Raw genomic sequence first — 23,813 nt, 5'->3', positions numbered from 1 at the left:
ATCGCCATGCTTGATCCGATCGTGAATTTCTTCACACGGATTTTCCAGTGGATCGGCCGCGGCATCGGCTTCGCAGTCGGCGTGATCCTGTGGCCGTTCATGTGGGCCGGGCACTGGTATACGCAGCGCGGCTGGATCCTGAAGGCGGTGCTCGGCCTCGCTCTGCTCATGCTGATCGGCCTCTATGGCTACTTCATCTGGAACACGCAGGTTTGGAGCAATTTCAATCCCGCGTATGCGGAGGCATATAAATTCACGCAGCCGGCCGGAACCACCCCGGCGCAGCCCGCTCCTTCTGCCACCGGGGAAACCGCCGGTGTCGAGGGAGAGGTCAAGACCTGCACCAACTCGGCCATTGTCCAGGTCGCGGCCGATCTCATCGATTTCAACGTCAACGAGAACGCCTGGATCTCGTCGATGATACTCTACAAGCTCGGGTTCTTCGGCATGGACTGGGACCGCACGCCGTTTCTCGACAACAAGGCCTCCTTCCAGCGCGGGGTCAATCAGGCCATCCGGCGCACCGCTGTCGAGCTTGTCGACACGCTGGGCCGCGTCCGCGGCACCAGCCAGATAGATCAGAACCTGCAGGATGCGCGCGGCGCGATCACCTTCGACGAGGAAACCTGGTATTTCGGCCTCAGGCCCTTTGGTCCGAAAACCCCAACGCCGAGTTTCTATCGCACGGCGGCGAGCAGCCTTCGCGCCTTCAACGACCGGCTCATGAAATGCGAGGTTGTCTTCAACGCGCGCGCCGACAATCTGTTGCAGTTCGTCGACCGGATCGCGAGTGACATAGGCTCGACGTCGGACCTGATCCGCGACCGTTCGCAGAATTTCAACAGCGGCTGGTTCGACACGCGGGCTGACGACCGCTTCTGGTTCGCCTACGGCCAGCTCTACGGCTATTACGGCATCCTGACGGCGGCGCATCACGACTTCCAGCAGATCCTCGACAATCGCGGCCTCACACCACTTTGGAACAGCGTGGAAGGCCAGCTCAGGGCGGCGCTCGCCATCCAGCCTTTGATAATCTCGAACGGGCGCGAGGATGGCTGGATCATGCCCACCCACCTCACCACGATGGGTTTCTATGTGCTTAGGGTGCGATCGAACCTCGTCGAGGTCAGGTCCGTTCTGGATCGGTGAAGGGCCGAATAGTGAAAGACGTCCTGGCTTGAAATCACCGCTGTCCCTGGTCGAAATCGGCAACTTGTCGAGGCAATAGCTCGGCCGCATGTCGCGGAGAGCGGAACCTGACTGCCTCGTCGTCGTTCAACCGCTGGGCGGCGGTTAGCGAGGACACGAGATGGATATCCGGGAAGTTGCTCGAAATTTCTACGCCACGGTCGACACGCAAGACTGAGACAAACTGGCCAGTCTGGTCTCCTCTCCAGATCTGGCCGTTCATCTCGGCAGCGCCAACCCGATCGGCTTCGATGACTGGCGCAAATCGCTGACCGAGTTCTTTTTTGGATTTCCGGACGGACATCACGTCGTCGACGACTATGTCAGCGACGCCGACAAGGTGGTCACGCGCGGCCGCTTTCAGGGCACGCACACCGGCGTCTTCCATGGTGTCGAACCGAGCGGAAAATGCGTGTCGGTTGGTGTGATTCACATCGATCGCGTTGAGAACGGTATCGTAGTGGAACATTTCGGCCAGCTAGACGGCTTGGGGCTGATGCACCAGATCGGCGCATTCTAACGCGACCGTTCGAAGCGCCGACCGGGGCTCGAACCCTGTCGCATTCCGTGCATTCCGCGGCTGTTTTGAGACGGCAGGACGGCGCGTGCTCTGGCTTTTATACGGCGCGACAACCGGGCGCGAAGATCCGGGACAGGTCGACCGGGAAACAGAGAGCTGTCTTTTCTTCATAGGAAACATAGTTGCATGCAAGTTGACGCCACGGCAGCGACAGGGTTAGAACGTGCCCTCGCCTGAAGTGCCAGGCTGTTTCGAACAGGCTTGCGACCACGCTGATCAAACCCGTCCCCTCCACCGTCCAATCCAGAGGAAAGCCGCCATGGCCGAAGTGAAGTCCGACATCGAGATCGCGCGCGCCGCCGACAAGAAGCAGATCCAGGCCATCGGCCAGAAGATCGGCATTCCAAGCGAGCACCTTTTGCCCTACGGCCACGACAAGGCGAAGATCTCGGCCGAGTTCATCAAGTCGGTGAAGACAAACAAGGACGGTAGGCTGATCCTCGTTACCGCCATCAACCCAACGCCGGCCGGCGAAGGCAAGACGACGACGACGGTGGGCCTCGGTGACGGTCTCAATCGCATTGGCAAGAAGGCCATCGTCTGTATCCGCGAGGCTTCGCTCGGGCCGAATTTCGGCGTCAAGGGCGGTGCTGCCGGCGGCGGCTATGCGCAGGTCGTGCCGATGGAGGATATGAACCTCCACTTCACTGGCGATTTCCATGCCATCACCACGGCGCATAATCTGCTTTCGGCGCTGATCGACAACCATATCTACTGGGGCAACGAGCTCGGCATCGACACCCGCCGAGTCGTCTGGCGCCGCGTCATGGACATGAACGACCGCGCACTGCGCGAGATCATCTGCTCGCTCGGCGGCGTCGCCAACGGCTTTCCGCGCGAGGGGGGCTTCGACATCACCGTCGCCTCGGAAGTCATGGCGATCCTGTGCCTTGCCACCGACCTGAAGGACCTGGAAAAGCGCCTCGGCGACATCATCGTCGCCTATCGCCGAGACAAGTCGGCCGTCTACGCCCGCGACCTCAAGGCCGACGGCGCCATGGCCGTGTTGCTCAAGGACGCCATGCAGCCCAACCTCGTGCAGACGCTGGAGAACAACCCGGCCTTCGTCCATGGCGGCCCCTTCGCCAACATCGCGCATGGCTGCAACTCGGTCGTCGCCACCACGACGGCGCTGAAGCTCGCCGATTATGTCGTCACCGAAGCCGGTTTTGGCGCCGATCTCGGTGCGGAAAAGTTCTTCGACATCAAGTGCCGCAAGGCCGGCCTGAAGCCGGCGGCCACGGTTATCGTCGCCACCGTGCGCGCCATGAAGATGAACGGCGGCGTCAAGAAGGAAGACCTCGGCAAGGAAAACGTCGAGGCGGTCAAGAAGGGCTGCGCCAATCTCGGCCGTCACATCGAGAATATCAGGCAGTTCGGCGTGCCGGCCGTGGTCGCCATCAACCATTTCTATTCCGACACCGACGCTGAAATCAGGGCGATGAAGGACTACGTCGCCTCGATGGGCGAAGAGGCGATCCTGTGCAAGCACTGGGCCCACGGCTCGGCCGGCATCGAGGAACTCGCCAACAAGGTGGTGGCGCTGGCCGAATCCGGCTCCTCGCAGTTTGCGCCGCTCTATCCCGACGCGATGCCGCTGTTCGAGAAGATCAACACCATCGTACAGCGCATCTATCGCGGTTCCGAAGCGATCGCCGACAAGTCGGTGCGCGACCAGCTCCACGCCTGGGAGCACGCCGGCTACGGACACCTGCCGGTCTGCATGGCCAAGACGCAGTACTCGTTCTCGACCGACCCGAACCTGCGCGGCGCGCCGACCGGCCACACCGTGCCGGTGCGCGAGGTCAGGCTGTCTGCCGGCGCCGGCTTCATCGTCGTCATCTGCGGCGAGGTCATGACCATGCCCGGCTTGCCCAAGGCGCCGTCCTCGGAGAAGATCTTCCTGAACGAAATGGGCCAGATCGAAGGTCTGTTCTGAGATTTTGAAGGCCGGAATGATAAAGGCGCCGCATCGCTGCGGCGCCTTTTGCTTATCCGACGACCGACTTTTAAGCGGCGTTCCGTGCCAGCGCGCGCTGGTTGGAAGCGTGGATCGTGTCGCGTTCGGGCAGCGTGCCGGTCTTCAGACAGTCGATCCATTCGGCGGTCCTGAGAACGGCAGCGAAGCGCGACTGCAGGATAATAGTCACCACGCGGTGGATGTCCTCGGCCGAAGCATAGCCGGCGCTGTTGGCATAGGGCACCGAGCCGGTGGCGTCGGACAGGAATTCCACCGCAAAACCCATATGGACTGCGTGGATAACGGTCGAGAGATCGCAATTATGCGTCATGTAGCCAACGACGGTTATCGTATCGATGGCGTTGGCGCGCAACCAGTCCTCGAGGTCCGTACCGGTGAAAGCGCTCGGCAAGGTCTTTTCGACGTAATGATCGCGGCTTCGCCTTGATATCTCAGGATGCAATTCGGCGCCGTGGCTGCCTTTGGCGAAAATCGGCGACGTTTCAGGCGCCAGCTGCTTGATGACCACGACCTTGACGCCTGCCTCGGCGGCGGCGTCCATCGCTCGTGCTGCGTTGACGACGCTGTCGCGAAACGGCGGATATTGGATGGCGAGGTTGCCGCCATCATAGTCGTTCTGGATGTCGACGACGATGAGGGCGCGGCGTGGCGCCTTGCCTTTGACTGGTTCAGACACTGAGTTTTCCTTTCCCGTTTGGCTTTAATTGGTCGACGATAGGCCTGCTGCCGGATTGCAAAAAGTGTCCCAATTGACATTATTCAAAAGAATTGGGACAAATCGGATCCAACCCTTATTGGTGCTCAGCATGGCCGATCCGATCGTTGCCGCCATCGCCTTCGATGGCATCAGTCCGTTCCACCTTTCCGTGCCGTGCCTTGTATTCGGCGAAGACCGCGCCGCGCTCGGCCTGCCGCGCTTCGACTTCCGCATCTGTGCGATCGAAAGCGGGCCTATCCATACCGAAGCAGGATTGACCGTGACTGCGCCGCAAGGGCTTGGCAGCCTCGATGGCGCGGACATCGTCATCGTCCCAAGCTGGCGAGATCTCGAAAATCCGCCACCTGCCTTTCTGGTAGAGGCGCTGCTGCGAGCGCACCGCAACGGCGCATTGATTGTCGGACTGTGCCTCGGCACCTTCGCTGTTGCGGCGACCGGACTGCTTTCGGGGCGGCGAGCCGCGACGCACTGGGCCTATACCGAGCAGCTGCAGGCGCGTTATCCCGACATGATCGTCGATCCGGACGTGCTCTACATCGACAATGGCGATGTCATGACATCTGCCGGCGTCGCCGCCGGGCTTGACTGCTGTCTCCACATCGTGCGAGCCCGCTACGGCGCCGAGGCGGCTCTTCGACTTGCCCGGCAGATCGTGCTTTCTCCCCATCGGCAAGGTGGGCAGGCGCAGTTCATAGAACGCCCCATCGCCAGGACCGGCAACGCGGATCGCTTCACACAGGCCCTCGACACGGTGCGCAAAACGCTGGGCGATCTGCACAGTCTGGACAGCGTCGCCGACGCCGCCGGTCTCACCCGCCGGACGTTCACGCGCCGCTTCCAGAAGACGATCGGCACCAGTTTCGGCGACTGGCTGATCGATCAGCGCGTCGCGCTGGCGCAGCGGCTGCTGGAAGCAACGGAAAAATCGATGGACACGGTTGCCTTCGAGGCCGGGTTCGGTAGCGCCACGTCGCTGCGCCAGCACTTCGCGGCGCGGCTCAGAACGTCACCGGTGCAGTACCGGCGCGAATTCTCGAAGAACGCTCAGGGGGGCACGTGGTAAAATAGCGCCAACTCATGTCGATGTCGGCCCTGCCATCATTGCCCTGAGCTCGATCCTACCGTCCTTGAAAGGCTTAGCGTCATCTGTCATATATTAAAGCGACAGATGACGCGAGAGGCGAGCCATGGCGATGGCGTTGGATAAGGCTGCCCCAGCAGCAAAAAACAATGAACTGCAGAAGGTGGCCAGATTGCTCGGCGGCACCCGCATCCTATCGCGGCACCTCCGGAGCGCATTGGACGCCCATGAGCTGCTTGTGCACGGCCTGCCAGGTTCGGCGCTGGATCATCTCATTGGGCAGCTCATGTTCATCCAGAAGACTGATTCGCTCGAGAAGGCCGTCGGCATGAGCTTGCGCACCTACCAGCGCCGGAAGGATGCCCCTTCCAAGCCTCTCAGCCAGGATCAGAGCGGACGAACCTGGAAATTCGCGGAGATCCTGTCGAAAGCGACCGATGTGTTCGGTTCGCAGGCGGAAGCGGAGCAATGGCTGGAACGCCCGGCGATCGGGCTCGACCAGCGCCGTCCAATCGATCTTCTGGCAACCCCGGCTGGTGTCGAGCTTGTGGAAGACTATCTCGAGCGACTTGAATATGGCGTTTATGCATGACGCCCCTGCCGGCCGTACTTGGCGGCTCCAACCTCGTTGGCTGGCGTCTCGATCAGGCTGCGTTCGCGCCTACATGGGACAGTGGCGAGGGCGCATACAGGGTCGGCGGACGATGGAACAGCAGGGGCGTGCGCGCAGTCTACTGCTCAATCGATCCTTCGACTGCGATTCTCGAAGTTGCAGTCCACAAGGGCTTCAGGGCGCTCGACACGATCGCGCATGTGATGACGGCCGTGATAATCAGCGATGTCACGGATGTGCATGTCGTCGACCCCGCCGCCGTTCCGAACGCTAACTGGCTGCGTCCGGGCATCCCGAGCTCTGGGCAGCAGGCCTTCGGCGATGATCTTCTCAAACGACATCGCTTCGTGGTGATTCCGAGCGCGGTGTCCCAGTATAGCTGGAATCTGATCTTCGACGCGAGCGTGGCGAAGGGCGCCTATGAAATGAAAAACCAGGAGGCCTTTGCGCTCGATACGCGATTGCATCCACCTCCTGCCAAATGACCGTGCTTATCTCGCCGCTTCGCTGATCCAGCTGGAGCAAAGGATGCTCAGCCGCGCCTGACCGGCCGCGCCGGGTTGCCCACAACCGTGGTGTTTGGCGGCACATCGCGCGTCACCACAGCACCCGCTCCGACAATAGCGCCGGCGCCGATGCCGATCCCAGCGAGGATGACCGCACTGCCGCCGATCCAGGTATTGTCGCCGATCTCGACCGGCTTGGCGATCTCCAGCCCGGCCTGTCGCCCCGCTGCCTCATTGTGATGCTCGGCGCAGTAGATCTGCACGTTGGGGCCGAGTAGCGTTCCCTTGCCGATGCGGACTGGCGCCGTATCGAGGATGATGCAGCCGGCATTGAGGAAGACGCCGTCGCCGAGAAAGATGTTGAAGCCGTAGGCGCAGTGGAACGGCGCTTCGATCCGGGCGCGCTCGCCCGCAGCGCCGAGCAGCGACTTCAAGGCAGGTCCGACGTCGCCACGTTGCCGGGGCGACAAGCTGTTGTGTTCGAACACCGCGTCGCGAGCGAGGATGCGCAGCGCCTCCAGCTCTGAGTCGAGGCAAGTATACCACTCGCCCGCGGCCATTTTTATGCGCTCGCTTCCGTTCAAGGCGATGCCCTCCTGTCTTACCCTGCTGTTTCAACGTGGTGTCAAAGCACAGTCCATAAATCGGGTAACGCGGAGATCGCGCTGGTCAAATGCCGATCCTATGCTAGCCTGCCCCGGCTGGGCCATCCCAGGCCGTGTGATCGAGGGGGGATCAATCATGCTGTACATCCTTGCACTTCTGATCGGCGTCGTTGCCGGCCTTCGCGCAATGACTGCGCCCGCCGCAGTCGCCTGGGGCGCCTGCCTCGGCTGGCTGCCGGTCGCCGGCACCTGGGCTGGTTTCATGGGCCATTGGATCACCGTCGGCATCTTCACCATCCTGGCCGTCGTCGAGCTCGTCACCGACCAGTTGCCGTCGACGCCGAGCCGCAAGGTCCCACAGCAGTTCGGCGCACGCATCGTCATGGGCGCCTTCACCGGCGCAGTGATCGGCGCGACCGGCGGCGCCACCATCGGCGGCCTGATCGCCGGCGCCATCGGCGCGGTGATCGGCACGCTGGGCGGCGCCGAGCTGCGCAAACGCCTGGCGATCGCCTTCGGCAAGGACCTGCCAGCCGCCCTTATCGAGGACGCGGTGGCGATCATCGGTGGCCTGCTGATCGTGGCGGCGGTGGCATGACGGCAAAGACATTCGACGCCATCATCATCGGCGCCGGGCAGGCCGGCCCGCCGCTCGCCGGCCGGCTGACGGCGGCCGGCATGAGCGTGGCGCTGATCGAGCGAAAGCTGGTCGGCGGCACCTGCGTCAACACCGGCTGCATGCCGACCAAGGCCATGGTGGCCAGCGCCTATGCCGCGCATCTCGCCCGCCGCTCCGCCGACTACGGCGTGACACTCTCCGGTCCGGTCGGCGTCGACTACAAGGTGATCAAGGCGCGTAAGGACAAGGTGTCTAACGACGCCCGCGACAATCTCGAGAGCTGGATTGCCGGCATGGACAAATGCATGCTTTATCGCGGCCATGCGCGCTTCGCATCCGCCAATACCGTGCGCGTCGGCGATGATCTTCTGACCGCCGAAAAAATATTCCTCAACACCGGCGGCCGGGCCTCGGTGCCCGACCTGCCAGGCGTCGACGACATTTCGTACCTGACCAATTCATCGATGATGAATCTCGACGTGCTGCCGCGCCATCTCGTCGTCGTCGGCGGCAGCTACGTCTCGCTCGAGTTCGCGCAGATGTTCCGCCGTTTCGGTTCGGAGGTCACGGTGGTTGAAAAGAACCCGCGGCTGATCGGCCGCGAGGACGAGGACGTCTCGGCCGCCATCCTGTCGATCTTCGAAAACGAAGACATCACGGTCCATCTCGGCGCCGACGACATCAGCTTCGCCAGAAAGGGCAGCGACATTGCCGTGTCCTTCTCCGCTGGCAAGGCGCCGGCGATCGGCTCGCATCTGCTGCTGGCAGTCGGCCGGACGCCCAACACCGACGATCTCGGACTCGACAAGGCCGGCGTCGAGGTCGACAACCGCGGCTTTATCGTCGTCGACGATCAGCTGCGTACCAGCGTGCCCGGCATCTGGGCGATGGGCGACTGCAACGGCAAGGGCGCCTTCACCCACACCTCCTACAATGACTACGAGATCGTCGCCGCCAATCTGCTCGACAACGATCCGCGCAAGGTGAGCGACCGCATAGAGGCCTATGCACTCTATACCGATCCGCCGCTCGGCCGCTGCGGCATGACGGAGACAGCCGTAAGAAAGTCCGGGCGTCGCGCGCTGGTCGGCCAGCGGCCGATGACCCGCGTCGGCCGCGCCGTCGAGAAAGGCGAGACGCAAGGTTTCATGAGGATCCTGGTCGACGCCGACACCAAGGAAATCCTCGGCTGTTCGGTGCTCGGTCCCGGTGGCGACGAGGCGATACACTGCGTGCTCGATCTGATGTACGCCAAGGCGCCGGTCAGCACGCTCGCGCGGGCAACCCATATCCACCCCAATGTCTCGGAACTTCTGCCCACCATTGCCCAGGAATTGAAGCCGCTGGCATAGGCCGGGCAGGCGTTTGGAACCAGTAGTGTCCACCGCGCCCCTTCGGGAGCCGGCCGAGTAGAGTCTTGCGCCCATAGCGCGAAAAGCTGGATCAATCGACAGCGTATCGGCGAAAGGGCATGTGTTCGGCCTCTTTCCTGGAGGAATATCATGCAGAAATCGGTCGAGCGCATCGCCGGCGACAGCGAGGGCGTTTCCTACGAATTCCCAGTGTTCCGCTTCGAAGGGTTCCGCTTTGACGGCAGTGACAAGTCAGCACCCTCAGCCTATCTGCAGGCGGCTCTGCATGCCGGCGAACTGCCGGGTGTCGTCGCCATTGACGCGCTGATGCCGATGCTCGGAAAAGCCGAAGCGGAAGGCCGCATCAAAGGCAATATCACCGTCGTGCCCCAAGCCAATCCCATCGGCCGCGCCCAGTATCATTTCGGCGAGCACCAGGGCCGTTTTCACTTGGGCACGCGCACCAACTTCAACCGCGGCTTTCCGCTGCTGGCCGCGCCGGACATGATGCTGTTGCCGGACACCACGCTTGGCACGGCCGATCAGCGGCTTAAGGCCCGGTTGCTGCAACTGTCGATCGGCCACGACATCGTGCTCGATCTGCACTGCGACGACGAGGGCCTCGCCTACCTCTATGTCAACGCCAGCCTGTGGCCGGCGATGGCGGATTGTGCGGTGACCATGGGCGTCGATGCGGTGATCCTATGGAATGAGGACACCGACGGCACCTTCGAAGGCGCCTCGATCATACCGTATCTGAACGTCCCTGCAGAGCTGGCGCGGTTAGACCGCCGCGTCGCCACCACGGTCGAGTATCGCGGCATACTTGATGTCGATGGCGCTCTGGCCGGCTCCGATGCCGATGGGCTCTATCGGCTGCTGGTGGCGCGCGGCGTGATCCTGGATCAGACGCTGCCCACGTCCGGCAGCTTTGCCGGGCCTAATTCTTTCACCGGCATTGTCGCACCGCTCGAAAACATCGACATGATGCCGGCGCCCCGAGCGGGCGCGGTCCTTTACGAGGTGAAGCCCGGCGACCGTGTGGCTAAAGGCGCACTGCTCGCCACCATCGTCCATGCGCCGGGTGAACCTGGCGGCCGCACGCAGGTGTTCGCGCCGCAGGCGGGCATCATCCTGACACGGCGCTCCCGCCGCATTATCCGTGCCGGCGAAGATCTGCTGAAGCTGGTCGGCGACAGGAAGAGCGCCGATGCCAGGTCGGGGACGCTGGAGGACTGAGGGCCTATGCCCTTCGCCAAGCGCTTCATTGAATCCAGTTGCGTGGCCGTTCAATCGCCGCTATTGGAATCGCCATGAACATGCGCTCGATCAAGACCGTTTGGTGGTGGGCTCGCTGACAGCGGCCTGTTCGAACGCGTGCGCGTGAAAATAGAAGGTGGCCGCAACGGAATGTCCGGGCGGCCATTTGTTTTTTCAAGCCATGCCCGGGTCCGTTGCCCCAAGACGCTGATATAGCCAAGACGCTGATGGAGACGGCAATGACGACGAAAATTCTGGAGAACGGGGCGGAGCGCTTCGTCACGGCGGGTGGCGTGACGATTACCCGCGAGCGCCATGACCGGCCTTACGAAGGCGCGATCGACGCCTATATCGACGGGCTGAATGCGCGCCGCGGCGCCGTGTTTTCCTCGAATTACGAATATCCCGGCCGCTATACGCGCTGGGACACCGCCATCATCGACCCGCCGCTGGTGATCTCGGCGCGCGGCCGCGCCATGCGCATCGATGCGCTGAACAGCCGTGGCGAGGTGCTTCTACCGGTGATCGGCAAGGCGCTCGGCGGCCTTGACGACGTGACGATCGCCGAGACCTCGAAAAAACTCATCCGCCTTGAAGTAGCCAAGCCCGGCCGTGTCTTCACTGAAGAAGAACGCAGCCGCGTTCCCTCCGTCTTCACCGTGCTGCGCGCCATCACCGCTCTGTTCAAGACGGAGGAAGACGCCAATCTCGGCCTCTACGGTGCCTTCGGCTACGACCTCGCCTTCCAGTTTGATCCGGTCGACTACAAGCTTGAGCGCCAGCAAAGCCAGCGCGACCTTGTGCTGTTCCTGCCCGACGAGATCCTGGTCGTCGACCACTATTCGACCAAGGCCTGGACCGACCGCTACGACTATTCCAGCGACGAGTTTTCGACGGAGGGATTGCCCCGCGACGAAATCGTCGAGCCGTTCAAGACCGCCGACCGCATTCCGCCTCGCGGCGACCATGAGCCCGGCGAATATGCCAATCTGGTGCGCAAGGCGATGGAAAGCTTCAAACGCGGCGACCTGTTCGAGGTGGTGCCGGGCCAGATGTTCTACGAGCGCTGCGAAACGCCGCCCTCCGACATTTCCCGCAAGCTGAAGACCATCAACCCCTCGCCCTATTCCTTCTTCATCAATCTCGGCGAAGGCGAATATCTGATCGGCGCCTCTCCCGAAATGTTCGTGCGCGTCAACGGCCGCCGCGTCGAGACCTGCCCGATCTCGGGCACGATCAAGCGCGGCGGCGACGCCATTTCCGACTCGGAGCAGATTCTGAAGCTGCTCAATTCGAAGAAGGACGAATCCGAGTTGACCATGTGCTCGGACGTCGATCGCAACGACAAGTCGAGGGTCTGCGACCCGGGCTCCGTGCGCGTCATTGGCCGCCGCCAGATCGAGATGTATTCGCGGCTGATCCACACCGTCGACCACATAGAGGGGCGGCTGCGCGAAGGCATGGACGCCTTCGACGCGTTCTTGTCGCATGCCTGGGCGGTCACCGTCACCGGCGCGCCGAAATTATGGGCGATGCGCTTCATCGAGCAGAACGAGAAGAGCCCGCGCGCCTGGTATGGCGGGGCGATCGGCATGGTCAATTTCAACGGTGACATGAACACCGGCATGACGCTTCGCACCATCCGCATCAAGGACGGCATCGCCGAGGTGCGCGCCGGCGCCACGCTGCTCTTCGACAGCATTCCCGAGGAAGAAGAAGCCGAAACCGAACTGAAGGCATCCGCCATGATCTCCGCCATCCGCGACGCCAAATCAGGCAATGCCGCCGACACCGAACGCGCCACTGCGCGCGTCGGCGACGGCGTCAACATCCTGCTGGTCGACCACGAGGACTCCTTCGTCCACACCTTGGCCAACTATTTTCGCCAGACCGGCGCCAATGTCTCGACCGTGCGCACACCTGTGCCGGACGAGGTCTTCGACCGGCTAAAGCCAAATCTGGTCGTGCTGTCGCCCGGTCCCGGCACACCGAAGGACTTCGACTGCGCCGCCACCATCAAACGGGCCCGCGCGCGCGACCTGCCGATCTTCGGCGTCTGCCTCGGCCTACAGGCGCTGGCCGAGGCCTATGGCGGAGAGCTGCGGCAGTTGCACGTGCCAATGCATGGCAAACCGTCACGCATCCGCGTGTCGAAGCCGGGCATCATCTTTTCCGGCCTGCCCAAGGAGGTGACGGTCGGCCGCTATCACTCGATCTTCGCCGATCCGGTGCGGTTGCCCGATGGTTTCGTCGTCACGGCCGAGACGGAAGAAGGCGTCATCATGGCCTTCGAGCACAGCAAGGAGCCGATCGCTGCGGTGCAGTTCCACCCGGAATCGATCATGACGCTCGGCCACAATGCCGGCATGCGCATCATCGAGAACATCGTTGCGCATCTGCCGCGCAAGGCCAAGGAAAAGGCGGCTTAGCTCCGGTTTCGGCGGCCGGAAGCAATCAATGACCGCAATCGATCCGAAAACCGCCGCCAGGCGCAAGGTCGCCAGCCTCGCGTTCTGGTCGATCATCGTCGCTTTCGTCGTGCTCGGCCTGAAGCTGGCGGCCTGGCACGTCACCGGTTCCGTGGCGCTGTATTCGGACGCACTGGAATCGATCGTCAACGTCATTGCCTCGGCCGCCGCCTATTGGGCGATCCAGGTCAGCTACAAGCCGGCCGACCTGGATCATCCTTTCGGTCATCACAAGGCCGAGTATTTCTCGGCTGTTCTGGAAGGCGTGCTGATCGTGCTGGCAGCCCTTCTGATCCTCAACGAAGTGTGGTGGTCCTTGCGGCATCCCGTTCCGCTCGAACAGCCCTGGGCCGGCCTTGCCATCAACGGCGTCGCGACGGTGATCAACGCCTTCTGGGCCTTGACGCTGATCCGTGCCGGCCGTGCCGAGAAGTCGCCGGCACTGGTCGCCGACGGCAGGCACATCATGACCGACGTGGCGACCTCGGTCGGCGTGTTCATTGGTCTGGTCGGCGCCGTGCTCACCGGCTGGCAAGTCCTTGATCCCGCTCTTGCCGTTATCGTCGCGCTGAACATCCTGTGGCAGGGCTGGCACGTCATCGGCTCTTCGATGGACGGGCTGATGGATCGCGCCGTCGACACGCAGGAGCACATGCACATCCGCGACGTCATTTCGGCCAATTGCAAGGGCGCAATGGAAGTCCACGATCTCAAGACGCGCATTGCCGGCCGCGCCACCTTCATCGAGTTCCACCTGGTCGTCGATGCCGATATGTCGGTGGGCGCCAGCCACGTCATTTGCGACCGCATCGAGGATGCGCTGAAGGCCGAGATCCCCTCGGTGCGCGTCACCATTCATGTCGAGCCCGACGACGAGGCAAAGCTGCCCAAGGGCACGACGGCCGTGCCGTTCGCGTGAGGCGGTTCTGTAGGCCCTCAAAACTTCTCAAGGCGCGCAGGCAGCCTGCGGCATTGGCTCCAGCCGATAGACCCTGTCGTCGGATGCTGTCTCGCCTTCGGCCGCCTTCGAGCATAGGTCGATGATCGGCAGGCTGCTGTTGGGATTGGCCAGCATCATCGTGCCGTTGGCGCCGCGACGCAGATAAATCTCCTTGGCTGCGATGTCGCAGGAAAAGTCGCTCGTCTTTCCGCTCGCCACACAGCGCCACTGGTCCGCTTCGCCGTCACAACTGTAGCTCTGCGTGACCTCGGCGGCGTTCCGACGCGTGGTGACGGAAACAACTATGTCGGCGCCGCTTGGCCAGCTTGCCGGATCGCCGTCCTTGGCGAAGGAGGCCAGCTCGATCGGGCCCCGGAAAACCCGGATGGTGTGGGTAGCCTGATCGGGATGCGAGCCGAGATGCGCGGCATCGTAGTCGCGCCCGTAGCAGAACGGCTGGTCCGGTTTCAGCCGCTCACGCAGCGGTGCTCCCAGCGCCGGATCGACCGGATCGATGCGCGCGAATTCGGCCTTGCAGGTCTGCGCCGGCATACGGTCGAGCCGAAAGCCGTCGTCTTCTGTGCCGAGTGCCTGCTTGGCGTATTCCTTTTCACCCAGTTCATCCTCGGCGCCGGCATCGAGATAAAGGTCGCGATGCACGCCGGAGACGATCAACCGGCCTTTTTCATCGACGTTCAGTAAGGCCATGGTGCGGTCGCATTCCATGCCGCAATGAATCTCGCTCGACTGCGGATCATCCTGGCCGCACCAACCGCCAACCCACTCGGGTTTCTTGGCGCCGCGCACCCTCGTCGCCATGAAGCCGTTGTAGCCGGACGGACCGCTGCTCGGCTCCTCGTTCGGATGGCTGACCGGATCGCTGCCGTAGTAGAAGAAAATCCGTCCCACCTTCTGGTTCGGACGTAGCTTGAGATGCGCGGCATCATAGATACGCCCGAAACAGGCATCCTTGCCGTCCGGGCTGAGTTCGGTGAGCTTAGGCGTATCCTCGGCAAGGGCGGTGCCGGTAACAGCGGCAAGCAAGGCGACACCAAGTCCGGCGCCCACAATGGTATTCGATGTCATCTGCCCCTCCTCGCCCGACAGGACGTGACTTCAACTTATGCTAGGATCGAGGCCGAAGCCACGCAATTTGCGAGGACGGCATTCTGGAGAACGACATGATGCGACGCCGCGATATTTTCCGCTTAAGCCTTGCCGGAGCCGCCGGTCTTTTCGGGCTGCGCCCGGTCAAGGCGGCGGCCGTGGAAGAGGAAAGGCAGAAGGTCGCCTATCACCTCAGCGACCTCGACAAGGTCGGGTTCATTTTGGGCAATATCAAAAACCATTATGAGGGCACTGGCGGCAAGGTCGACATCGTGCTGGTCGTGCATGGCCCGGCACTCGCCGCTTTCAAGTCGAAGAGCGCGTCAGCTGCCATTTCCAGCCGTTTTTCCGGCCTGGTCCGCGACGGGCTGACCCCGCATGCTTGCGCCAACACCATGCACGCCATGGATATTGCGCTCACCGATTTGCTCGATGGCTTCCATGCCGCCGAGACCGGCGGCGTCGTCAAGCTCGCCGAATTGCAGCGCCAGGGCTACGCCTATTTGCGGCCCTGAACCTCTACTGACTTGAACATGAGGGCGGCGAGGCCCTACGAAGGGTGGGAGAGTCCCGGAGGAATAGACGTGCCAGCAACCACAACCACCCTTGTCACCCCCACCCTGGTCATCCCCGATCTCGCCGGCAGGGCAGTGCTGGTCACCGGCGCTTCGACCGGCATCGGGGCGGCACTTGCACTGGCCTACGCCGCGCAGAAATGCCGCGTCGCGCTGCATTACCATTCCAGTCGCGCGGCTGCCGAAAACCTGGCCGGGACCATCCGCAACGGCGGCGGCGAGATATTCCTGATCCAGGGCGATTTCTCGATCTCCGCCGATGTCGAGCGCGTCGTCGAGGACAGCGCGCAACACTTCGGCCGGCTCGATGGCCTGGTCAACAATGCCGGCGGCATGCTTGGGCGCGTACCCTATGCCGAGCAGACCGAGGCGCATTACGACGCGGTGATGGACCTCAATGCCCGCTCCGTGCTGACTGCCTCGCGCAAAGCGATGCCATGGCTGAAGCGCCAGGGCGGCTTCATCGTCAACACCTCGTCGATCGCGGCGCGCAATGGCGCCGGCGGCGGCGCCGGCCTTTATGGCTCGGCCAAGGCCTTTGTCTCCAATGTGACCCGCGGCATGGCCAAGGAACTGATCGGCTTCAACATCCGCGTCAACGCGGTGGCGCCGGGCACCATCGCGACGCCTTTCCACGAGCGCTATTCCACCGAGGAGCAGATGAAGGGCATGGTGGCCACCATTCCTCAGGGCCGCGCCGGCACGCCCGAGGACTGCGTCGGCGCCTATCTGTTCCTCTCGTCCGCTCTGTTAAGCGGTTACATCACCGGCCAGGTGATCGAGGTGAATGGTGGCCAGTTGATGCCGTGAGCGGCGACCTGCATACTTGCCGCGGAAGCCAACGGAGAAAACGGCAATGTACGGTCTGATCGGCAAGATGCGGGCGACGCGCGGCCAGCGCGACGCAATGATGGATGTCCTGCTTGCCAGCACCGGCGCCATGCCTGGCTGCCTGAGCTACATCATCGCCACCGATCCGGCCGATGCCGACGCGATCTGGGTGACCGAGGTGTGGACCGACCAGGCAAGCCACAAGGCTTCGCTGCAATTGCCGGAAGTCCAGGCGGCGATTGCCAGGGCGCGGCCGATCATCGCCGGCTTCGAATTCCAGGTCGAGACCCGGCCCGTAGGCGGCTTCGGCCTGCCGGCGGTCAAAACCGGCTGACGCCTGGGCTGACGCATTTTTCACCGCCGCGGGGGTTCGCATCTCCCCGCTTCGGGGCTAAGACCGAAAAATGGATTCCCTGCCAGACCAGCCGACCGTCGAACGCATGGCGCGGGTGCCCAAAGTCTGGCAGTGGCTGGCACTGCTGATCTTCTCGATCCTGTTTGCCGGCGCGCTTGAATTCGGCGCCTTGCCGGCAGCACTGCTGATCGGACCGATGCTGGCGGCGATCCTGGCCGGCACCAACGGCGCCACGGTGCGCGTGCCGCGCCCTTTGTTCGGCGCCGCCCAGGCGATCGTTGGCTGCCTTGTCGCCGCTTCGATCTCCCCTGACATCTTTCCGGTCTTCCACAAGGAATGGCCGCTGTTCCTCGGCACCGTGGTGGCGACCGTTGCGGCGTCCAGCCTGCTCGGCTGGCTGATCAGCCGCTGGCGCATCCTGCCCGGCACCACCGCCGTCTGGGGCTCATCGCCGGGCGCGGCCACCGCCATGGTGCTGATGGCAGGCGCCTTCGGCGCCGACCAGCGCCTCGTCGCCTTCATGCAATATCTGCGCGTCATCTTCGTCTCGGTGACTGCCGCACTTGTTGCAAAGATGTGGGTCGACACATCAGGCATCGAGGTCCCGGCCGTCATCTGGTTCCCGCCGATCGATCCAACAGCCGTTGCCGGGACACTTGGCGTGGCGCTCGTCGGCAGCCTCATCGGAAAGCTGCTCAGGTTGCCGTCACCCTTCTTCCTCGGCACCTTCATTTTCGGCACTGCTGTGCATCTCGGACTAGGCGTGCCGATGCAGTTGCCGCCTTGGCTGCTTGCCCTCGGCTATACGATGATCGGCTGGACCATCGGCCTGAATTTCACCAGGGCAATTCTGCAGCACGCGACGCGGGCGCTGCCGCAGATCGTCGGTTCGATCATCATCCTCATCGCCTTCTGCGGCGGTCTCGGCTTCATGATCAGTCATGTGCTCGGCATCGATCCGCTGACCGCCTATCTGGCGACCAGCCCCGGCGGCATGGACAGCGTCGCCATCATCGCCGCCGCCGCACAGCACGTCGACATCTCTTTCGTCATGGCGCTGCAATCGGCCCGCTTCCTCGTCGTGCTGCTGGTCGGACCGAGCGTGGCGCGGCTGGTGGCGCGAAGTCTGAGGGAGTAGAGGGTACTCTGCGGCTCCAGAAAGTCCTGCGGCGCTGTCACCAAAATGGATCAGGCGCCACGCAATCTGCTCGCGGCCGCTGAAGGACCAGCCCAAGTCGCTCAGGAATGCGTCGGGTAGGTATAGGAAACGCCAGTCGTTCCGCCCCACTTGCCTCTCTTTGGCTGCTCCTGTATGAAAACCGCCATGACCAACCGCGCCACCTCCGTCGCCTCCCGTCAGACCGGCTTCGCTGGCGAGACCGTGCGCGCGCTTGCTTCCGCTCTGCTGCTTCTCGGCCTTATCGGCGATCGCCGGGTTCGCTGAAGGAGCGCCCGGCGGTCGATCCGCCGCTCACGCGCATGCTCCTTGGCCAGTCTCAAAATTGGCAAGTCACATCAAGCGAATGAACATCTGGTAAAGGCGCTGCTCGGCACCAAATCCGCCTGAAGGCGGATCCCGCGAGCCGCCGGGAGAGACGACAATGAACGCACGAGAAGAGGTCCGCGCAGACAGCGGGGAGATGGCCAAGGATGCCCGGGGCATGCCGGAGGCAGCCCGGGGCATGCCGGAGGCAGCCCGGAAATACCAACCTTACCCGACGGTCGGTCTCACCGACCGCATTTGGCCTTCGAAGGTCATCGACAAGGCGCCGATCTGGTGCTCGGTCGACCTGCGCGACGGCAACCAGGCGCTGATCGACCCGATGGGCCACGAGCGCAAGGCGCGCATGTTCGCCCTGCTCCTCGACATGGGCTTCAAAGAGATCGAGATCGGCTTCCCGTCGGCCTCGCAGACCGATTTCGATTTCGCCCGCTGGTGTATCGAAGAGGGCAATGTCTCAGCCGATGTCTCGCTGCAGGTACTGGTGCAGTGCCGGCCGGAACTGATCACCCGCACCTTCGAGGCGCTGCAGGGCGCCACCAACCCGATCGTGCATTTCTATAATTCGACCAGCGAATTGCAGCGCCGCGTCGTCTTCGAGAAGGACGTTGCCGGCATCAGGCGGATCGCCACCGATGCGGCCAAGATGATCACCGACATGGCGGCGAAGGCCGGCGGCGGTTATCGTTTTGAATATTCGCCGGAGAGCTTTACCGGCACCGAGCTCGAAGTGGCGCTGGAAATCTGCAACGCCGTCACCGAAATCGTGAAGCCGACGGCGGAAAACAAGCTGATCATCAACCTGCCGTCCACGGTCGAGATGTCGACACCCAACATCTATGCCGATCGCATCGAATGGATGTGCCGCAATCTCGACAGCCGCGAGAACCTGCTCATTTCGTTGCATCCGCACAACGACCGCGGCACCGGCGTTGCCACCACCGAACTCGGTCTGATGGCGGGCGCGGACCGCGTCGAAGGCACGCTGTTCGGCAATGGCGAGCGCACCGGCAATGTCGACATCGTCACGCTGGCGCTCAACATGTACACGCAAGGCGTCGATCCCGAGCTCGACTGCTCCGACATCAATCGGATGAAGGACGTCTATGAATATTCGAACCAGTTGAAGATCCCCGAACGTCATCCCTATGTCGGCGAGCTCGTCTATACGGCCTTTTCCGGCTCGCACCAGGATGCCATCAACAAGGGCATGAAGGCGTTGCGCAAGGCCAACACGCCGTACTGGGAAGTGCCTTATCTGCCGATCGATCCCGCCGATGTCGGGCGCAATTACGAGGCGATCATCCGCATCAACTCGCAGTCCGGCAAGGGCGGCATCGCCTATGTGCTGCAGGCGGACTACGGCCTCAACCTGCCACGCAACCTGCAGATCGAGTTCAGTCAAGCGATTCAGGCGATCACCGACGCCGAAGGCAAGGAGGTGCCGGCCAAGCGCATCTACGAGCGCTTTCTCGACACCTATGTCGATCAGCCCGGCGCGCGGCTGAAGTTCCTCGACCACCATACCTATCCGGACATTGAGACCAAGGGCCGCCGTGCGGTGGAGGCGGTCATCCTCGACAGGGGCAAGGAGGTGACGATATCCGGCTCCGGAACCGGCCCGATCGACGGCTTTGTCGACGCGTTGTCGCGCCATGTCGGCGTGCCGATGTCGGTGCTCGACTATTCGGAGCACTCCCTGCAGCGCGGCTCGAATGCCTCGGCCATCTCCTATGTCGAGATGGAGCATCCCGGCGGCAAGCTGTTCGGCGCCGGCATCAACACCAACATCGTGGCCGCTTCGCTGGAAGCCGTGGTTTCCGCCGCCAATCGCATTGTCGGCCGAAAGGTCGACTAGACAAGCCGTCGAAAGCTAACAGCGCTGGAGCAAGATGAACCCACATGGTATCTTCTTGCTCTGGCCTTTCGCGCCATTAACCACCGGAAAATTATCCGGTGGGGTACGCGATCGCATAATGGATGCATGCTTGTGTGGCAGTGCAGGCTCTATATGATTGCGTCTCAACCTGTGCCGACTTCGAAAGGATCGACACTTGCAGCATGCCACGCCTGCCGCCCCCGCAGTGCGCGAGACGTTGGAGCGATTGCTAGCCAGCGAAACGTTCGGGAGATCCGAACGAGCGCGTAAGCTGCTTCGCTATCTGGTCGAGCGCGAGCAGGCAGGCGAAGCCGACAAGCTCAAGGGCTTTTCCATCGCGATGGATGTTTTCGGCAAGGACGGCGATTTCGATCCGTCGACCGACGCCGTGGTCCGGGTGCAGGCGGGCAGGCTGCGCGAGCTTCTGCAGCATTACTTCGCCAATGAGGGCGTTGCCGAGCCGATCCGCATCGCCATTCCGCGTGGCGGCTATGTTCCATCCTATGAACTCAACGCGATCCGCCTGCCGGCCGAGCCGGCGCCGAAGGAACACACCGAGGCGGCTGCCACCTTGTCGGGGTCGCTCGAAGAACCCCGCATGGCCGCACCTGCCGTATCGTTGATGTCCCCTGTCGTTCGCGAGCCGGCGCCGTCGCTGCTGCGCCATCTCCAGTTCTTCTGGTTGGCGATCGCTCTGGTCATCGCCATGCTGGGCGTGCTGATCCTTCGCCAAGGAAGCGGCGCATTGCTGGCGGGAAGCGATGCCGCGCCGACGATCGAAAACGCGGTGGCAACCGGCAGCATTGCGCCATGGGCTCCGATTGAAACTCTTCCGCTCGTCTACATTGCGGTGAAAACCAACAGCGCCGAGGCTGCCCGCGTCGCGGCATCGCTGCGCGCCGGCCTCAGCGGCTTCGATACGGTCAACTTCATCGGTCGGGACGCCGACGGCCCGCCCGATCCGGTCACCGATGCAATCAGCTTCGTATTCGATGTCTTGCCGGGACCAACGGCGGGCGATGTCACTCTGGAGCTTCAAAGCGTGGCGACCGGACGGGTCCTGCTGTCACGCAACTTGACTGCCGCCGACAGCACACCCTCCACCGTCGAGGATAGTGTCGCCGGCATTTTGAGTTCGGCCGTTCCCGCCTCTGGCACGATCTACAACTACATCGAACAGAGCGGCCTTCAGACCGGCCTGACGGAATGTCTGCTGCTCAACGACAAGTACTATCTCGACCAGGGCGCCAAAACCCATGAGGCTGCCTATCGCTGTCTCGAAAACCTGATCAACCGGGATGCGAAATCGTCACTCGTCTATTCGGAGCTTACGACCCTGCATCTCGAGGCGGCCACAGATCACTACGCCTATCCGGCCGGCGCAACGATCGAACAGGCGATGTCGCTTGCCCGTCGCGCCGTGCAGATGGGGCCGACCAGTCCCTATGCCCACCGTGCCTATGGCTATCTCAATTCCCGCCTCGGCAATTCGGAGGAATCGATCCGCTGGATGCACAAGGCCTACGAACTCAACCCTTACGACCTCAGCATGGCGGCAGCTTACGCCTATGGGCTGATTTTTGCCGGCAGGTATAGGGAGGGTACACCGATCCTAGCTCACGCCGCCGAAACTTCCAGCGCCCATCCGACCTGGTGGGACTACGGGCTTTTCGTCGGGCAGTTCATGGCGGGCGATATGAATAAGGCCGCGCTTGCCAGTGATGCGTTGCAAGCGACGCCGACCAAATCGCACTATCTGGCTGCGCGGCTGATCGGCGCGAAGGCAACCGGCCGCAATCAACTGGCGAACGAACTCGCGGACGAGATGACTGTCAAATTTCCGAAATTCACTGCAGATCCGCGCGCAACCTTTGTCGAGCGGAGATACCCCGCCGATCTGATCGACCGGCTGGTCGAGGCCTTGCGTGCCGCCGGGCTCGGCAATGCCAGCTAGCGCTTCTAACGCACGGCTGATCGCGGAATTTTACTGGCCATCGGTTTGGACAAGGCGCAGTCGAGCCACAATCTGGAATCTCGCGTCCTGTTTGATTTTTCAATAAAACCATAAATTCATGATTTCATCCCTTTACGCTGCCGAACGGGGCGCCGGCCCGAAGACGGTTGTCTTCCTGCATGGCTTCGGCGGTTGTCACGGCGACTGGCAGGAGGTGATTTCGACACTGGCACTTGGTTCACGGACGCTGGCCTATGATCTTCCGGGCCATGGGCTATCCCTCGACTTCCCGGGTGGCGGTCCGGCCAAGGCGGCCGCTCGAGCCGTTCTTGCAGACCTCGCCGCACGCAGAATTAGGAGGGTGCATCTCGTCGGCCATTCGATGGGCGGGGCGGCGGCAGTGCTGATGGCATTGGCCGAGCCCGAAAGGATAGCCTCGCTGACGCTTCTGGCGCCGGGCGGTTTTGGGACTGAGATCGACGGGCCGCTGTTGCGCCGTTACGCGGCCGCTGCCGGCAAGAGTGAAATTCGCGCCTGCCTCGCCGCCATGTCCGGACCGCAAAGCCTGCCCTCGGACCGCATCGTGGATATGCTTGGCGAAATGCGTGCGCGTCCCGGCCAGTTGCAGAAACTTGTCGAGATCGCGGCCTCTATGACCAGGGGTGATCGGCAGGGCGTCATCCCGCGCGAACGGCTCGAAACACTTGATATGCCGGTGATGGTGGTTTGGGGGATAGATGACGCTGTGCTGCCCTTCACACAGGCCGATGGTCTGCCGGCGCATTTCCACCTGCACCACGTGTTGGAGGCCGGCCATATGCTGGTCGAGGAAGCGCCCGGCCTTGTCGCCGAGATCGTCCGCCGCAACATGAAACGCCGCAGCAGGCCGCTTCGTCCAAAATCCGCCGCCGCGGCGAATCGATCCCTGCCTGCCAAAGACTGATGGCGCGGCTTCGGGCTGGCTTATTGTCTGGTAAGCCGCTTAAAGGCTTATCGATCTCGCAAGTGCATTTTACCAACGGCTGTGTTAATTCGGTGTTAACCAAACCCGCGAGGCAACGCCGATGAAGGATGCAGGCGAGAACATCACCCAGATCGATCAGTCGCGAAAACTGTCCGACGCCATACGTGACGTGAAAAACGCCTTCGCCGACCGCGACGACGTCGTAGTCGATATGCGCGAGGCGCATCGCATGCGGCTCGATTTGCTTGCCGCCGAACTCGCGCCCATCTTCGCCGACGTGCCCGCCGACATGGACAATTTCGACTTCGCCGTCTCGTCCGGGCTGCAGCCGCGCCTATGGATCGACGCCGTCAGCCATGTCGCCATGGGGCGCGACCGCCGCACCTATCGCTTCCTCAAGGACACACGCATCGGCCGGGTGGTGCTCGCCGAATCAACCGAGATGAAACCGGTTGCCGATCAGGTGACGCGCTACGTCGCGGAACGCGTCGTCGAACGCCAGCGAATGATGGAAGGGGGGATCGAGCAGGCTGTCGCCGGCCTGAAACGTGCCTTGGTCCCGGAAGCCGAGCCGCCACTGCGATCCGTGCCGCGCGGCAAGGGTTGGTCGGCCTTTCTCTCCGGTCTTGGCCTGATCGCCGCCGGCGCCCTGGTCGGGCTGGCTGTATCGATCGTGTTGTTCTGGGACCGCCTTGTTGCGATGGGACTGGTTTTTAGACCATGATCCTGAACCGAA

General features: G+C 62.7%; 22 protein-coding genes. 18 read left to right on the top strand and 4 right to left on the bottom strand.

The window, feature by feature from the left end; translation table 11 throughout:
• The first annotated feature begins 6 nt into the window (after positions 1-6).
• Positions 7-1,149, top strand: a complete 1,143-nt coding sequence (locus EN807_RS10800; RefSeq protein WP_135934906.1) for a DUF2333 family protein — start codon at positions 7-9, stop codon at positions 1,147-1,149.
• A gap of 34 nt (positions 1,150-1,183) precedes the next feature.
• Here the strand turns inward: EN807_RS10800 and EN807_RS36435 are convergent, their stop codons facing one another.
• Positions 1,184-1,657, bottom strand: coding sequence for a hypothetical protein (locus tag EN807_RS36435; protein ID WP_246684056.1), 474 nt, complete (start codon positions 1,655-1,657; stop codon positions 1,184-1,186).
• A 370-nt stretch (positions 1,658-2,027) separates the two neighbouring features.
• Here EN807_RS36435 and EN807_RS10790 point away from each other — a divergent pair, with 370 nt between their 5' ends.
• A complete protein-coding gene (locus EN807_RS10790) occupies positions 2,028-3,707 on the top strand; it encodes a formate--tetrahydrofolate ligase (RefSeq protein ID WP_135934905.1) in 1,680 nt (559 codons plus the stop codon).
• 70 nt (positions 3,708-3,777) lie between these two features.
• Here EN807_RS10790 and EN807_RS10785 read toward each other — a convergent pair whose 3' ends face one another.
• A complete protein-coding gene (locus EN807_RS10785) occupies positions 3,778-4,425 on the bottom strand; it encodes a cysteine hydrolase family protein (RefSeq protein WP_135934904.1) in 648 nt (215 codons plus the stop codon).
• 130 nt (positions 4,426-4,555) lie between these two features.
• On the opposite strand from EN807_RS10785, the gene EN807_RS10780 reads away from it, so the two are divergent.
• From EN807_RS10780 to EN807_RS10770, 3 genes are all read left to right on the top strand, one after another.
• Positions 4,556-5,530: a helix-turn-helix domain-containing protein gene (locus EN807_RS10780; protein WP_135934903.1), complete on the top strand. Its 975-nt coding sequence runs from the start codon at positions 4,556-4,558 to the stop codon at positions 5,528-5,530.
• A gap of 124 nt (positions 5,531-5,654) precedes the next feature.
• The gene (locus tag EN807_RS10775) at positions 5,655-6,140 is read left to right on the top strand and encodes an antitoxin Xre/MbcA/ParS toxin-binding domain-containing protein (RefSeq protein WP_135934902.1); all 486 of its coding nucleotides are present in this window, start codon (positions 5,655-5,657) and stop codon (positions 6,138-6,140) included.
• Positions 6,137-6,646 (top strand): RES domain-containing protein, encoded by a 510-nt coding sequence (locus tag EN807_RS10770; protein WP_135934901.1) that lies wholly within the window; start codon positions 6,137-6,139, stop codon positions 6,644-6,646. The genes EN807_RS10775 and EN807_RS10770 overlap by 4 nt, the downstream gene beginning before the upstream one ends.
• A gap of 47 nt (positions 6,647-6,693) precedes the next feature.
• Here EN807_RS10770 and EN807_RS10765 read toward each other — a convergent pair whose 3' ends face one another.
• Positions 6,694-7,251, bottom strand: a complete 558-nt coding sequence (locus EN807_RS10765) for a sugar O-acetyltransferase (protein WP_135934900.1) — start codon at positions 7,249-7,251, stop codon at positions 6,694-6,696.
• A 157-nt stretch (positions 7,252-7,408) separates the two neighbouring features.
• On the opposite strand from EN807_RS10765, the gene EN807_RS10760 reads away from it, so the two are divergent.
• The 5 genes from EN807_RS10760 to EN807_RS10740 all read left to right on the top strand — a co-directional run bounded on the left by EN807_RS10760 (position 7,409) and on the right by EN807_RS10740 (position 13,890).
• Positions 7,409-7,870: a DUF4126 domain-containing protein gene (locus EN807_RS10760; RefSeq protein WP_127316778.1), complete on the top strand. Its 462-nt coding sequence runs from the start codon at positions 7,409-7,411 to the stop codon at positions 7,868-7,870.
• Positions 7,867-9,243 carry an FAD-containing oxidoreductase gene (locus EN807_RS10755; RefSeq protein ID WP_135934899.1) on the top strand — a complete coding sequence of 459 codons (1,377 nt, stop codon included), beginning with the start codon at positions 7,867-7,869 and terminating at the stop codon, positions 9,241-9,243. The genes EN807_RS10760 and EN807_RS10755 overlap by 4 nt, the downstream gene beginning before the upstream one ends.
• Before the next feature lie 150 nt (positions 9,244-9,393).
• A complete protein-coding gene (locus tag EN807_RS10750; RefSeq protein ID WP_135934898.1) occupies positions 9,394-10,482 on the top strand; it encodes a succinylglutamate desuccinylase/aspartoacylase family protein in 1,089 nt (362 codons plus the stop codon).
• A 260-nt stretch (positions 10,483-10,742) separates the two neighbouring features.
• Entirely contained in the window at positions 10,743-12,932 is a 2,190-nt protein-coding gene (locus EN807_RS10745; RefSeq protein ID WP_135934897.1) for an anthranilate synthase, read from the top strand.
• A gap of 28 nt (positions 12,933-12,960) precedes the next feature.
• Positions 12,961-13,890, top strand: coding sequence for a cation diffusion facilitator family transporter (locus tag EN807_RS10740; RefSeq protein ID WP_135934896.1), 930 nt, complete (start codon positions 12,961-12,963; stop codon positions 13,888-13,890).
• Between the two features lie 27 nt (positions 13,891-13,917).
• Here the strand turns inward: EN807_RS10740 and EN807_RS10735 are convergent, their stop codons facing one another.
• The gene (locus EN807_RS10735; protein ID WP_135934895.1) at positions 13,918-14,997 is read right to left on the bottom strand and encodes a hypothetical protein; all 1,080 of its coding nucleotides are present in this window, start codon (positions 14,995-14,997) and stop codon (positions 13,918-13,920) included.
• A gap of 98 nt (positions 14,998-15,095) precedes the next feature.
• On the opposite strand from EN807_RS10735, the gene EN807_RS10730 reads away from it, so the two are divergent.
• The 8 genes from EN807_RS10730 (at position 15,096) to EN807_RS10690 (ending at position 23,801) form a co-directional block, all read left to right on the top strand.
• Entirely contained in the window at positions 15,096-15,533 is a 438-nt protein-coding gene (locus EN807_RS10730) for a DsrE family protein (RefSeq protein WP_135935835.1), read from the top strand.
• Between the two features lie 69 nt (positions 15,534-15,602).
• Positions 15,603-16,403 carry an SDR family oxidoreductase gene (locus EN807_RS10725; protein WP_135934894.1) on the top strand — a complete coding sequence of 267 codons (801 nt, stop codon included), beginning with the start codon at positions 15,603-15,605 and terminating at the stop codon, positions 16,401-16,403.
• A 46-nt stretch (positions 16,404-16,449) separates the two neighbouring features.
• Positions 16,450-16,758 (top strand): putative quinol monooxygenase, encoded by a 309-nt coding sequence (locus EN807_RS10720; protein WP_135934893.1) that lies wholly within the window; start codon positions 16,450-16,452, stop codon positions 16,756-16,758.
• Between the two features lie 70 nt (positions 16,759-16,828).
• A complete protein-coding gene (locus EN807_RS10715; RefSeq protein ID WP_135934892.1) occupies positions 16,829-17,917 on the top strand; it encodes an AbrB family transcriptional regulator in 1,089 nt (362 codons plus the stop codon).
• Positions 17,918-18,380: 463 nt separating this feature from the next.
• The gene (gene leuA, locus EN807_RS10705) at positions 18,381-20,138 is read left to right on the top strand and encodes a 2-isopropylmalate synthase (RefSeq protein WP_135934891.1); all 1,758 of its coding nucleotides are present in this window, start codon (positions 18,381-18,383) and stop codon (positions 20,136-20,138) included.
• A 196-nt stretch (positions 20,139-20,334) separates the two neighbouring features.
• Positions 20,335-22,113: a hypothetical protein gene (locus tag EN807_RS10700; protein ID WP_135934890.1), complete on the top strand. Its 1,779-nt coding sequence runs from the start codon at positions 20,335-20,337 to the stop codon at positions 22,111-22,113.
• Between the two features lie 118 nt (positions 22,114-22,231).
• Positions 22,232-23,056 carry an alpha/beta fold hydrolase gene (locus tag EN807_RS10695; RefSeq protein ID WP_135934889.1) on the top strand — a complete coding sequence of 275 codons (825 nt, stop codon included), beginning with the start codon at positions 22,232-22,234 and terminating at the stop codon, positions 23,054-23,056.
• Between the two features lie 121 nt (positions 23,057-23,177).
• On the top strand, positions 23,178-23,801 hold the full coding sequence (locus EN807_RS10690) for a hypothetical protein (RefSeq protein WP_135934888.1): 624 nt from the start codon (positions 23,178-23,180) through the stop codon (positions 23,799-23,801).
• Positions 23,802-23,813: the final 12 nt, after the last annotated feature.

It is taken from the genome of Mesorhizobium sp. M5C.F.Ca.ET.164.01.1.1 (genome assembly GCF_004792125.1).
GTDB lineage: Bacteria > Pseudomonadota > Alphaproteobacteria > Rhizobiales > Rhizobiaceae > Mesorhizobium > Mesorhizobium wenxiniae.
This window is presented reverse-complemented; position numbering and strand designations above follow the sequence as displayed.